This is a genomic window from bacterium (assembly GCA_030019025.1).
Lineage (GTDB): Bacteria > Hydrothermota > Hydrothermia > UBA1063 > UBA1063 > UBA1063.
The window spans coordinates 1-12,953 of record JASEFR010000002.1 but is presented as its reverse complement, the minus strand read 5'-3'; the positions used below and the strand labels follow the sequence as shown (position 1 = coordinate 12,953).

General features: G+C 39.0%; 10 protein-coding genes. 2 read left to right on the top strand and 8 right to left on the bottom strand.

Going from position 1 to position 12,953, the window contains the following annotated elements; genetic code table 11:
* Positions 1–2 precede the first annotated feature (2 nt).
* The 8 genes from amrA to QMD82_00675 are packed head-to-tail and all read right to left on the bottom strand — an operon-like array spanning position 3 to position 10,912.
* The gene (gene amrA / locus QMD82_00710; GenBank protein ID MDI6850448.1) at positions 3–566 is read right to left on the bottom strand and encodes an AmmeMemoRadiSam system protein A; all 564 of its coding nucleotides are present in this window, start codon (positions 564–566) and stop codon (positions 3–5) included.
* 1 nt (position 567) lies between these two features.
* A complete protein-coding gene (amrB, locus tag QMD82_00705; GenBank protein ID MDI6850447.1) occupies positions 568–1,392 on the bottom strand; it encodes an AmmeMemoRadiSam system protein B in 825 nt (274 codons plus the stop codon).
* Positions 1,389–2,921: a DegQ family serine endoprotease gene (locus tag QMD82_00700; protein MDI6850446.1), complete on the bottom strand. Its 1,533-nt coding sequence runs from the start codon at positions 2,919–2,921 to the stop codon at positions 1,389–1,391. The genes amrB and QMD82_00700 overlap by 4 nt, the downstream gene beginning before the upstream one ends.
* A gap of 22 nt (positions 2,922–2,943) precedes the next feature.
* The gene (gene bamA, locus QMD82_00695; GenBank protein MDI6850445.1) at positions 2,944–5,157 is read right to left on the bottom strand and encodes an outer membrane protein assembly factor BamA; all 2,214 of its coding nucleotides are present in this window, start codon (positions 5,155–5,157) and stop codon (positions 2,944–2,946) included.
* A gap of 3 nt (positions 5,158–5,160) precedes the next feature.
* On the bottom strand, positions 5,161–7,617 hold the full coding sequence (locus tag QMD82_00690) for an ATP-dependent Clp protease ATP-binding subunit (GenBank protein ID MDI6850444.1): 2,457 nt from the start codon (positions 7,615–7,617) through the stop codon (positions 5,161–5,163).
* A 5-nt stretch (positions 7,618–7,622) separates the two neighbouring features.
* Positions 7,623–8,333: a tetratricopeptide repeat protein gene (locus QMD82_00685; GenBank protein MDI6850443.1), complete on the bottom strand. Its 711-nt coding sequence runs from the start codon at positions 8,331–8,333 to the stop codon at positions 7,623–7,625.
* 58 nt (positions 8,334–8,391) lie between these two features.
* Entirely contained in the window at positions 8,392–9,693 is a 1,302-nt protein-coding gene (locus QMD82_00680; GenBank protein ID MDI6850442.1) for a thymidine phosphorylase, read from the bottom strand.
* Positions 9,680–10,912: a hypothetical protein gene (locus QMD82_00675; protein MDI6850441.1), complete on the bottom strand. Its 1,233-nt coding sequence runs from the start codon at positions 10,910–10,912 to the stop codon at positions 9,680–9,682. Before QMD82_00675 ends, QMD82_00680 begins: the two co-directional genes overlap by 14 nt.
* A 134-nt stretch (positions 10,913–11,046) precedes the next feature.
* Between QMD82_00675 and QMD82_00670 the strand changes: the two genes are divergently transcribed.
* The gene (locus QMD82_00670) at positions 11,047–11,739 is read left to right on the top strand and encodes a flavodoxin family protein (GenBank protein MDI6850440.1); all 693 of its coding nucleotides are present in this window, start codon (positions 11,047–11,049) and stop codon (positions 11,737–11,739) included.
* A gap of 556 nt (positions 11,740–12,295) precedes the next feature.
* Positions 12,296–12,953, top strand: a 658-nt coding sequence (locus QMD82_00665) for a two-component regulator propeller domain-containing protein (GenBank protein MDI6850439.1), incomplete at its 3' end; no start/stop codon positions are given.

Below are 12,953 nucleotides of genomic sequence, written 5' to 3'. Positions count from 1 at the left end.
TTTTATTCTAAGTCTTTTTCGCTGAAAACCAGAGCCTCGAAAATATAAATTTCTGTTCCTTCATCTTTCCAGCATCCTGGATAGAGCCCTGCTTTCAAACAGGTGTGGTTCAGGAAGGTAATTCTATCCCAGTTTTCTTCCACTGCAACCTGAGGAAGTAACAATCCCTGATAAAATCCTCTTTTGATTAATATCCCGTGCCTTCCTACTTCAATTTTATTTATGTCGTCTATTTTCTGAAGAGGAGTTAAGACTGAAATTTCAATTTCAATATCCTTCAATTCCTCTTTTCTAACGGGATAGAAGCGAGGGTCGTGGAAGGCAGATTCTTTTGCCAGATCAACAATTGCCTTCCACAAAGGCTTGATGCCCGTGATGTAGCCAATGCAACCTCTTAGTTCGCCGTGTTTCCTGAGGGTAACGAAAGCCCCCACTTCTTTTAGCAAATTAGGAGTAGGATTTTCTAAAACAGGGTCTTTCAGGTTGTTAAGTTTATTTTCAATAGATCTTCTTGCCAATTCCAGTAAAGTCCTCTTTTCTTCTTTTGTCAGGTTTAAGACTTCCATATTATCCTCCTATGACAATGCCTGCATAACCTACCACGTATCCACCCTTTATTCCAGTAACATCAGCCGAATTTGTGTAATGAATGAGTTGTGCCTTTGGATTTTCAAGGTATTCTGCCACAGCATAGAGCAAAATGGCAATTCCTGTTTCTCCACAGGCCATTATGGTTTCTTTTTCAGATTCTTCCAGGAATTTATCTGGACTTGCTTCTAAGATCCTGGAAATGGTTTTCCTGTCGGTTTCAACGCATTCTTTGTAAGAATAGCCGTGATAAAGGTCAGAACTTGCAACTATTAAAACTTTCTGGGTACTTAGTAGAGTCCTGGAAAGTAACTGGCCGGCTTCTCTTATTTTCTCACGTTCCATTTCGCCAACAAGGAGTGGAAGGATTTTTGAATCGGGTGATAAATATTGGATGAAGGGGATCTGGACCTCTATGGAGTGTTCCTTCAAATGGTTTTCAGGAGCCTCTATGAAAATTTTACTGTCTATTATTTTTTGGGCACTTTCCGAGTCTATAATTGCCTCTCCGAGGGGTGTAATCCATTTACCTTCTGGCCAGACCGCTATGCCCCTGAAGTAAACATAGTGGGAAGGCCCAAGAATCACAACAGTTTTATACTTATTTTTAACAAATATGTTTCGGTATGTATTGTATGCAGTATAGCCCGAATAGATGTATCCTGCGTGTGGAACTACTGCGCCTGAGACATCGTAATTTATACTGACGGAAATCTTTTTATTTTCAAATTCTTTGAAAAATATTTCTAACTCTTCTCTGGTGTTAGGATAAAAGGTTCCTGCGTGTTTTGGGTATCTGATCATCTTATTGTTACCGCTATAAAAATGGGCATACCGTTTCTCAGGATCTTAAATCTGAGAGGCCCTTGTGCGTTTTTATATGTTTTTGAGGCTTTGATAAAATCGCTTATATCCTCGATTTTGTAGTTACCTATCTTCTGTATGAGGTCGCCTCTGATAATTCCGGCAAAGTCTGCAACGGAGCCTGGCTCAACACTTTTAACAACAACACCTTTTTCATTGCCTGAATAAAGATTGTATTGTCTTGCCAGTTCTGTGCTTATTACCGTCATTCCAAGCCAGTTCGCCTCTGGATTTTTAGCCTCTTCGCCCTCCGAAGTATCTTCCTGCTCTTCTTGCATCGCTGATTCCTCTGGATATTCACCTATTTTAACTTTTAGAGTTTTTCTTTCGCCATTTTCTTTAACCACTTCCAGTGTGACTACTTCACCAGGCTGAGTGTGTGCTACCATTAGTCGGAAGTTTTCAACATCTATGACCTCTTTACCGTTAAATTTTAAAATTACATCACCTTCCTGAAGCCCGGCTTTGTCTGCGGGACTATCTTTTAGTACTCTTGCCACAAGCACTCCGTAAACCCTGTCAAGGTTATATGTTTTCGCAAGATCCGGTGTCATCGCCTGTGGATAAACTCCGAGATATCCTCTCGTTACTTTCCCCTTTTTCATTATCTGTTCTACAACAAATTTGGCGGTGTTGATTGGGATCGCAAAACCAACACCTGCGTAAGCACCGGAAGGCGAAGTTATGGCGGTATTAATACCGATCACCTCTCCTCGAATGTTCAAGAGGGGACCACCAGAGTTGCCAGGATTTATGGCAGCATCGGTTTGGATGAAGTTTTCGTAAATAGGACCCTCTGGGAGTGGGATACCTGAGCGACCTTTGGCACTAATTACTCCCACCGTCAAAGTACCTTCGAGACCAAAGGGGTTGCCGACCGCTATTGCCCAATCTCCAACCCTTATTTTATCTGAATCTCCCAGTTTTAAAACAGGGATGTCTTTTTTTGTCTTAACTTGTAGGACTGCAAGATCAGTGCTTTTGTCGGTACCGAGAACCTTTACGTTGTCACCAGTAATAGTTGTCCCATCATTAAGTTTCACAATTATCTTACTGGCATCTTTTATTACATGGTTGTTCGTTAAGATGTAATATTTATCGCCGTCCCTTCTGAATATAAAGCCTGAACCAAGACTTGTAGATTTGTATTCCCTTGGAATAGATGGTATGGGCATTTCAAAAAATTTCCTGAAAAATTGCTCAAAGGGATCATTTTCGTCAAAGAATGGGCTTGTTTTGAATTTTACAACTCTTTCCGTTGAAATGTTCACCACAGCGGGAGTTGCGATTTCAGCGACGCGGACAAAGGGGCTTTCCAATGTTCCTGAATCGCCCTCAAAGAAATAAGGCTTTGTATCTTTTCCTTCTAAATTGGAAAGTTTTAGTTGGGCTGTTATAATGAATCCACTTATTGTTCCCGCGAGGAAAATAAAAGCAATAATGAGAGCAAATTTTAATTTTTTGGTCATATTACACCTCCTTTTTAAGTCTTCAGAATGACGTTCCAACCTGTATGTGGGGCATCCATTTCTTTGAGTCTATTCCATATGCAAAATCAAATCCAATCACACCCATCAGTGGGATTTCCATCCTTATTCCAACTCCTACACTTTTTTTGACGATAAAAGGCCTTAAAGTGTTCACATTCTTGAAAGAATTACCTGCATCAAAGAATGCCAAAAGATACATGTTGTCATTTATCCTGTATCTTTGCTCAAAGGTAAAGATGAAGTAGATTCTTCCACCGATGTTAACTCCATTTTCAATTGGTCCAACGCTATTTGCCTCATATCCTCTCAGTCCATACGTCCCAACATCACCCAGGAAAAACCTCTCGTAAAAAGGCACAGAATCAGGGTGAGAAATGCCCCGGATGTACCCCGTCTTTAATGAGGCTGCTGAGATAAAGGATTTGCTTACAGGGAAAAGCTTTGAAAATTCAAATTCTTGTTTGATGAAGTGGATGTCTCCTCTGAGCGGTCCACCCGAGAGCTCTCCACGGTAAGAGAATATATTGCCATTTGTTGCGTTAAAGAATCTGTCCCTATTGTCAAAAGAAAGATTGTAGTTTATAGCGGAAGACCATTGCCAGCCTTTTTGCGCCCAGTATGAATAGTAGGGATGAGTTAAGAGAATACTATCGATATCGTAGACATTAGTTTTTTCCAAAGTGTATTGGGTAAAAATTTTCCAGTAATCGTTGAAAAGCCTTTTGCCGTAGCTGATATTACCTCCGTTTCGCTGTACGGTGTATTGAGGATAATATGTGGTAAGGGAGTATAAACTGAAGCCTGCTTGCTGTTTCTTTCCAAATAGCCACGGTTCAGTAAAACTGATCTGGAAATTCCTTTTTTTGAAGCCATATTCTACTAAGAAGTTAACGATTTCCCCTTTTCCTCTAAAGTTGGGCTGCTGAATCTGGAAATAGAAAGAAAGTCCGTCAAGCTGAGAATAGGTAGCTCCCAGCCCCACGTTTCCCGTATATTTTTCTGAAACCTTAAAGACCAAATCGACTAAGTTTGAATCGTTTGTGGGCGTAAAGTTAACTTCAACGTTTTCAAAGAAATTCATGTAATAGAGGTCACGCTGGCTTTTAATTAGCTTTTCCCTTGAAAAATACTCGCCGGGAAACACATCGAGTTCCCTTCTTATTACCTCATCGTGGGTTTTTGTGTTTCCAACAATGTCAATTTTTCTTATTTTGATTCTTGGGCCTTCAAAAATATAAAATTTAATGTCAATGCTTGAGTCTCTAACTCCTTCCTGGAAGGGTGTGATATTAACGTAAAGAAAACCAGAATCCCCGTATATTGATGTGAGTTCTTCAATAGACTTATCTATGTTTTTCTGAGAGTAAATTGTTCCTTTTTTAATTTTTACCCTTTTCAAAAGCTCTTCCACCGGAAAGAATTCGTTGCCCTCAATGGAGATGTCGCCGAAGTAATATTTTTTGCCTTCTGTAATATAAATGTGGACAAAAAGGTCTTTTTCCTTGGCTTCATTTTTAAATGAGTCAATTCTTGCTTCGGGAAAACCGTTGTTCAAATAGAAGGTTTTAAGTCTATTCAAATCTTCTTTGAATTTCTCTTCGTTGAGTTTGCCTGTGAAAATAATAAACTTTTTCTCTTTAGTTTTCATCACTCTTTTAAGTCTGTTTGAAGAGAAATGGACGTTCCCATGGAATATAATCTCCTTAATTCTTGCTTTCTGACCTTCTTTTACACTGACTGATATCTTCACGTGGCCCTTTTCGTCGGGTTCGGAAAGAATCGTATTTACCTCGGTTCCGTAGTATCCTTTGTTTTTGTATTCTTCGAGAATGAAGCTCTTTATCCTAAAAAGAGTGGCATCGCTAACAGGAATGTTCTCCTTTATTCCGAGGGTGTCTTTTATTTTTGAGGGTTTCAAAGATTTTAAACCCTCGAAGGCAATTTCTTTTAATTTTGGGTTTTCTCTAATTTTCACCAGGACGTCTGCTTTTTGGCCCTCCGCTGTCGCTTTTATGTAAAGATCGTCAAAATAATCGGTTAGATACGCTTTTTTAAGGACGGACCTTATGGAAGTAGGCGATATACTTTGTCCCTTCTTAATACCCAAAGCGTTGATTATCGTCTGTTGGTCCCACCAGTTGATATTTTCTATCTTTACATCTTTTACTAATAAAGTTTGGCTTGCCAGTAGCAAGACGAGGATTTTGGAAAACAAGGGTTAACCTCCCTTTTTAGCGGGTTCAGGTTGAATTACCTCAAAATCAAGTTGTTCTCCTTTTCTTAAAATCCTGACAAAGGCACCTTCACTTAAGTGTTTGCCAAGGATAAGTTCTGATAGGGGTTCTTCTATGTACTTTCTTATTGTTCTTCTTAGAGGACGTGCACCGAACTCGGGTTCGTAACCCTTATCAATGAGAAATTCCTTTGCTTCGGGGGTCAGTTCAATTTTAAGGTTAAGCTCTTTAATCCTTGCTTGAAGGTCTGCGAGCTGAAGATCCACAATTTTTAGCAAATCATCTCTTGTAAGTGGTTTAAAAATGATAATTTCATCAACACGATTGTACAGCTCTGGCGGTATGGCATTTTTTAGTTCCTGAAGAAGAAATTCTTTAGTTTCTTCAAAGGTTTTGTTAAAGTCCTCTGTTTTGAATCCGAGCATTTTGTTTTTGCTGAGGCTTTTAGTACCGATGTTTGAGGTTAATATTATTATTGAGTTTCTAAAACTTACTCTTCTGCCAAAGCTATCGGTGAGAACACCCTCTTCCATTATTTGGAGAAGAATATGAAATACCTCTGGATCAGCCTTTTCAAATTCGTCAAAAAGGATAACGGAGTAAGGTTTTCTCCTTACTTTTTCAGTGAGCTGGCCACCTTCTTCGTATCCGATGTATCCGGGCGGAGCACCAATTAATTTGCTGACATTGAACTTTTCCATGTATTCTGACATGTTGATCTCTATAACCGCATCCCTGTCATTGAAGAGAAATTCAGCAAGAACTTTCGCTGTCTCCGTTTTTCCTACACCTGTTGGTCCGAGGAAAATAAAGGAGCCAATTGGCCTTCTCGGGTCTTTAATGCCTGCTCGAGACCTTCTTATAGCTTTTGCAAGAGCAGAAATGGCATCATCCTGTCCTATTATCCTTTTTCTCATCTCCTCTTCCATCTTTAAGAGTTTTTCCATTTCGCTTTCGGCAAGTCTTGTTACTGGAATTCCCGTCCATAACGAGATGATTTCCGCAATATTGTCCTTTGTTACTAAAAGGGGTTCGCCTCTACTTCTTAATTTTCTTTTTCTTTCCGCTATTTGTTCTTTTAAGTGGTCCTCCCTTTCTTTTAATAAAGAAGCAGTTTCAAAATCTTGTTTTTCTTTCGCGAGCTCTTTCGCCCGTTTCACATTTTCTAAGTCTTTCTTAAGTTCCTCAAGAATTTCGTCGTTTTCTTGAGTTTTTAATTTAACTTTAGCACCTGCCTCGTCAAGGACGTCAATGGCCTTGTCAGGTAGGTAGCGGTCTGTAATGTATCTGTCTGAAAGTTTTGCTGCCGCTTCAATCGCGTCATCAGTATATTTGACACCGTGAAAAGATTCGTATTTTTCTTTGAGACCATAGAGTATTTCAATGGTCTCTTCCACTGTAGGAGGTTCTACAAATACAGGCTGGAATCTTCTCTCGAGAGCCCCATCTCTTTCTATGTATTTCCTGTAATCTTCCAAGGTGGTTGCTCCAATTATTTGAATCTGACCTCTTGCAAGGGGTGGTTTAAGGATGTTGGAAGCGTCAAGGGAACCTTCTGCTGCTCCCGCACCTACAACTGTATGAAGTTCATCTAAGAAAAGAATCACGTCGGGAGATTCTTTGGCTTCGTCCACTATGGCTTTAAGCCTTTCCTCAAATTGTCCCCTGTATTTTGTACCTGCTACGATTGCGGTAAGGTCCAATTGGAGAATTCTTTTAGCAAGTAATGAGTCAGGAACTTGGTCCTGTGCAATTCTTTGAGCAATTCCTTCAACTATTGCTGTTTTACCGACCCCTGGTTCCCCAATCAATACTGGATTGTTCTTTTTTCTTCTGGCAAGAATTTGCAATACACGCTCAATTTCCCGTTCTCGACCAATAACCGGGTCAAGTTTACCTTCTTTTGCTAATTTTGTTAGGTCAGTGGAGTAGGTTTCAAGATTTTTTAACTTGTTGCTTCTGAGACCGATTTTTTCGCCTTCGCGAGAGCTTCTCAAAATCTTGTCAAGGATTACTTCGTAAGTAATATTAAAATCAATAACTAAAATTCTATAGGTTATGTCCTCTTCAATTCTTAATATCCCGAGTAAAAGGTGCTCTGTTCCAATGTATTGCTTGTGTAATTTAAGGGCCTCATCCTTCGCAAGTTCGAAGGCTTTTAGACATTTTGCGCTGAATCTTATCTCCTTAGCACTAATGGGGTGTTCAAGAAAAAGCCTCGGTGACTTTAATCTTTCGAGAGACCGTTTAAAACGTTCGTAGGAAACGCCTTCTTCTTCTAAGAAAGCGTAGGCACTTCCATCTTGGGTGCTTAAAATCCCAAGAATTAAGTGTTCAAGATTAACAGTAGAACTAATCCCTTCCTTTGAAGCCTCTTCTTTTGCTCTTTCAACTACTTTCTTGAGACTGGCGGTAAAATCGTTATAATAGGGTAAATTCATGGGATTCAATCCACCTCCCCAAGCATCCCTTTAAGGAAAAGTAATTCTTCATTAACGGTTTGGGTAAGGGAGGATTTTGGGAATTTTTTAGTAAAGGCCTCAAGAGTTTCTTTGGATTTTTTGATGTCGCCCTTTACGAAATAAATTCTTGCCATTTTATAATAATAGTAAGCTTTTAGGGGTTCTGAGGGAGCACTTTTTTCGGCCTTCTCAATGTATTTTAAGGCTCTGTTAAATTTTTTCATGTCTACATATATATCTGACAGGTTTGCATAGGTGAATGTTCGAAGTAATTTGTCCTCAACGGAAGAATTTAAAAATTTTTTATAGTATTCAAAAGCCTTTTTTATGTCACCCATCTTCTGGTAGTACAGACCACCGTAATAGTATGCCCTTTGCCCGGAAGTTGTAGTTCTGTATTTAGTGGTGAGCTCCTGGAGGAGTAGGGGCACCTTTGTTGTGTCTTGTTGAGAAATGTAGACAATTGTCTGAAGGAGCATAAAGTCAGCTTCTGTTGATATCCTTGGTTTTGTTGCGTTTTTGTATAAAACTACAGCAATTAAGACGGCTAAAATGCCTCCCAGTCCATAAAGTCCATACCAGAAATATTTAAATTTTGTGATTTTCCTAAAAAATGCGATTGTTGAAAGTATAGCTTCTCTAACCGGGTCGTGCCTCAACTCCTCTTTGTGTACTTTTTTAACTTGTTTTGCCATTTTTAAAACCTCCCAATTGTGTTAAATTATAGTGGAGTTTACTGGAAAAATCAAGGATTTACTCCACACATTCAAAGATGAGTGGTTCCTTTACAGGTTTTTCATCTTTTATCGTGAATGATTTTTTCAAAATTTCGATAGACTGTCCGAATTTCTTTTCGTCATTATACCTTAGCTCCATAATTGTTTCACCATGATTCACAAAATCACCGACCTTTTTGCGCAGTATTATTCCGACCTGAGGATCAATTTTGTCGTCTTTGGTACTTCTACCTGCGCCGAGGATAGAAACCGCAACACCAATCAGGTATGTGTTGTAAGAGAAGAGGTAACCTTCAGTATCAGCCTTTAATTCGTAAATATTCTTGGTTCTGGTAAAATCCTTGGAGTACATAAATTCCAGGTCACCACCCTGACATTTTACCAGCTCTTCCCATTTTTCCAGTGCTTTTCCTGTTCTAACTACATTGTCAATGCTCCTTAACGCTTCTTCTTTTGAATTTGCTTTGCCAGAAATAATAAGCATTTCGGTGGCTAAGGCATAAGTTAATTCCCGAACGTCTTCTGGCCCCTCGCCCCTTAAAATCTCAATAGTCTCTTCCACTTCCAGTGCATTTCCTATCTTGAAGCCGAGGGGTTGGTTCATATTGGTGATGAATGCCTTTACCTTTTTCCCCATTCCTTTCCCGATACCAACCATGGTCTCAGCAAGTTTCTTGGCGTCTTCGTACTTTGACATAAAGGCGCCATTGCCTGTTTTTACGTCTAAGACAAGTCCATCGATGCCTTCAGCTAACTTCTTTGACATGATGCTTGCGGATATCAAGGGTATACTTTCAACGGTCGCGGTTACATCTCTCAAGGCGTAGAGTTTTCTGTCAGCTGGACACAAATTTTCAGTTTGGCCTGCCATTACAACTCCTATTTCCCTAAGTTGTTTTTTAAATTTTTCAGGTGAAAGTGCAGTCGTTAAACCTTTAATAGATTCAAGTTTATCAAGGGTTCCCCCAGTATGTCCAAGTGCTCTTCCGGAAATCATTGGGACATAAACACCAAGGGAAGCCACAATGGGTGCGAGGGGCAAAGAAATTTTATCACCTACTCCCCCCGTTGAGTGTTTGTCTACCTTAGGGCCTGGAATATCCGATAAGTCAAGGATTTCACCTGATCTCATCATGCGTTCTGTAAGGACAACGGTTTCCTCGGTGCTCATTCCTCTGAAAAAGATAGCCATAAGGAGTGCTGAAGCTTGGTAATCTGGAATTTCACCTTTTTTATAATTTTCCACAAAAAAGGATATTTCTTCTGCTGTCAGGGCTTCTCCGTCTCTCTTTTTCTTAATTATATCAACCATTCTCATTTTTCTGCCTCCTTACCTTTCCAATAGTATAAATTAAAGCAGTGTATATAAAAAGTAAAATTAGAAAAAGGGAGCTTGATTGACATGGCGTAATAACCATCTGGAATTTGCTTTGAAATTTAGTTTTGTGTCTGTTTTCAGGCACTTTATGAAGAGTGAAAGTAGAGTCAAAAATAACTTTATTTAATGCTTTTGCTGTTACTTTTATAGTGTCAAATTCATCTTGGGGTGTTAATTTGAGATAGCCTTTCACAATGCCCGGAGCTGAGATTCTGTTTCCATTTTTTGTAATTTCTAAGAGGAGATTCTCGGGAAGATATGGCGGTTCACAAATTAGATAACTAATTTTGTTTAGCCTTATGATTTTAAGTTCCGGATAAGAGATGTTTTCAAGAATGGCGCTCAGGATGGAATCGCAAATTTCGGGATTTTTTAAAGATAGTTCAAAGAAATTCTTGAGGTTGAGGTAGAAATTCCCATCACTTCCGAGGAAAAATACCGGTATTTTATTTGGTTCTAACCAGATTATGGTATCTTTGACCTCTCTTTTTATCGGGGAAAGGGTTATGTTTTCGACTCTAAATTTAAAATTATCACTCAAAATGTACGTGCTTGTAAGTTTTACTGGATTTTCATTATCCTCAATAATGCAGATCGGGTGCCTACTCACCCTTTGAAGAATGGGTGCGGTTGTCTTATCGCAGATAATGGCGTTAAATTTCGAAAAATCGGGACTTTTTACTCTAAGTAAAGTATTTTTTTCCAGTGTAAGCCATTTATTGCCTGCCAATATAAATGGCTTTACAACCAAATCTCCCTTTCTTACACTGTGAAGGCTGAATATCTTGAAAATGGGATTAAATTCTGAGGTTACAACCGCTGTCTCAATTTTTTTATTGAGCCTGTAAATCTGAATAGTTTTTGTAATCTTTTCTTTTTCTCTGAAAATAGTTAAATGGAGGTCATTAATCCCAATGTTTAGCGAAATTTCAAAAGAGCTGGAATTGGAGATGATTTGCGAATAACCATTTTTTTCTATCCTCAGTGAGTCAAAATTCCCTATTATTGTTATTTTTTCGTTTATATGATAAGTTACAGGTTCAAACTCTATGGCAATTTCGTCTCTGGTCCGTGGTATTTTTTTAATTACAATGTCTGGAAAGGGGAGGTTTAAAAGGAGGTAAAGATAGAGAAGAATCAAAATCAAACGCTCCGCCACATGATAATTTTAGAATGTTCTTCGCGTTTTAAAAAACATTTTTTTTTTACTTTAAATGTCTTAACCCCTCGAAATTTCAAGGAAATTGCATTATATTTATAATACTAAATGACTTAGGAAGGCAAGGGGGGATTATGAAGGTTCTCGGAATTTTGGGATCTCCGCATAAGACAGGTGGTTCTGCACAGCTTTTGGTTGCTGCTTTGAAAGGCGCCCAGAGGTTGGGTGCTAAAACGGAACTTGTAAGTGTTTACGATGGTGAAATAAAACCCTGCGAAGGTTGTATTAAGGATGAAGAACCTTACTGTAAGTTTCCCTGCATTTTTGAAGATTATGGAAAGGTTATTTTGCAAAAGATATACGAATCGGATGGACTCATTTTCTCTACGCCGGTTTACTGGTTTGCCCCATCGGGCCAGCTAAAGAATCTTATAGATAGGATGACATCTCTGGAAAACATGGTTGCTTATGGAGAACCAAGTTATCTTGAAGGAAAGGTGGCAGCTGCTATCGCTGTAGGCGCTGATGATGGTGGGTCCTGGGCTACGGGCTACCTGGTTGCTACTTTGACTTCAATGGGATGTATCATTCCCCCATGGGGATTGGCTTATTCTCATAAAAGGGAAAAGGCTGTTTTTGATGACAAGGCTTTAATGGATGCGATAAATATTGGCCTCCTGACTGTTAAGACTATTGCCAGGCTTAACGGTGAAATAGTAGATCTTATGTTTGTTAGTGACAGCGATATGCTCGAGGAAATACGAAAAGAGATAACCGAAGAGCTTGGCATTATGAAGAGCTCTCCACAAGGGGCAAGTAAAATTTAAATCCTCAATCGGAAGGAGTTGGTTTCTAAATCACCGCTTGCGTTTGTAGAATAATCTTCTTTTGTGATGATTTGATTTAAATACGCTTTGAAAGTTAAATAGTGATTTAAGTCGAAAGTGCGAGACTGAATTTAGCCTTAAATTAAAGGGAATGGCTTTAAACCATTTTTAGTGCGAAAGGGGGAAGGTTCTGAAGCGGTATTTAGAACTCTTCGTCTTAGAGATTTTATTGCTCAAGTTTACAATTTTATGATTAATCAAATCACCTTAACCCCTCTTGCTCAAAATAGATCTTACCCAAAAATTAAGGTTTTTCGTGGTAAAGAGCCTCCTTGTTTTTGTGAACCTTTTGAAGAAAGTTGTATAATTTCATGATGGTTTTTTTGATTTTCACAATATCCAGGTGTTTTTTAAATTCAACAAGGGTTTCTTTAATGAGTTCTGGTGTATCAGGGTCAGACTTGATAGTTCACCGTATTAGGATGTATATTTCCAACATGGTAATATGCTCATTTTGAGCAGAGCAACAAACAAATATTTAAACAAGGGGGTTAGGATGAGTAAAAATGTCATAGTGGGTGGTAAAGTTAGTGCCATAATTGGCATCCTACTCATCTCACTCTTTCCCGTCAAACTTCTCTCGCAGTATCCAAACTGGACTGTGTATAACGCATCAAATTCAGGTCTGCCTTCTAATGTTGTTACTGCAATAGCGATTGATGCATCAGGGAATAAATGGATTGGAACTTGGGGTGGGCTTGCTAAGTTTGATGGGACAAACTGGACTGTGTATAACACATCAAATTCAGGTCTGCCTAATAATTATGTTCGTGCAATAGCGATTGATGCATCGGGGAATAAATGGATTGGAACTTATGGTGGTGGGCTTGCAGAGTTTGATGGAACAAACTGGACTGTGTATAACACATCAAATTCAGGTCTGCCTGATAATGATGTTTGGACAATAGCGATTGATGCATCGGGGAATAAATGGATTGGAACAAGTGGTGGGCTTGCTAAGTTTGATGAGACAAACTGGACTGTGTATGACACATCAAATTCAGACCTGCCTTCTAATTATGTTCGTGCAATAGCGATTGATGCATCAGGGAATAAATGGATTGGAACTTTTGTTGGTGGGCTTGCCGAGTTTGATGGGACAAACTGGACTGTGTATAACACATCAAATTCAGGTCTGCCTGATAATGATGTTT

What these genes read in the sequence shown, in the direction of transcription:
- QMD82_00670 (MDI6850440.1), top strand. Translation starts at nt 11,047, where the DNA reads ATGAAGGTTCTCGGAATTTTGGGATCTCCGCATAAGACAGGTGGTTCT.
- QMD82_00680 (MDI6850442.1), bottom strand. Translation starts at nt 9,693, where the DNA reads ATGAGAATGGTTGATATAATTAAGAAAAAGAGAGACGGAGAAGCCCTG.
- QMD82_00685 (MDI6850443.1), bottom strand. Translation starts at nt 8,333, where the DNA reads ATGGCAAAACAAGTTAAAAAAGTACACAAAGAGGAGTTGAGGCACGAC.
- amrB (MDI6850447.1), bottom strand. Translation starts at nt 1,392, where the DNA reads ATGATCAGATACCCAAAACACGCAGGAACCTTTTATCCTAACACCAGA.
- amrA (MDI6850448.1), bottom strand. Translation starts at nt 566, where the DNA reads ATGGAAGTCTTAAACCTGACAAAAGAAGAAAAGAGGACTTTACTGGAA.
- QMD82_00700 (MDI6850446.1), bottom strand. Translation starts at nt 2,921, where the DNA reads ATGACCAAAAAATTAAAATTTGCTCTCATTATTGCTTTTATTTTCCTC.
- QMD82_00690 (MDI6850444.1), bottom strand. Translation starts at nt 7,617, where the DNA reads ATGAATTTACCCTATTATAACGATTTTACCGCCAGTCTCAAGAAAGTA.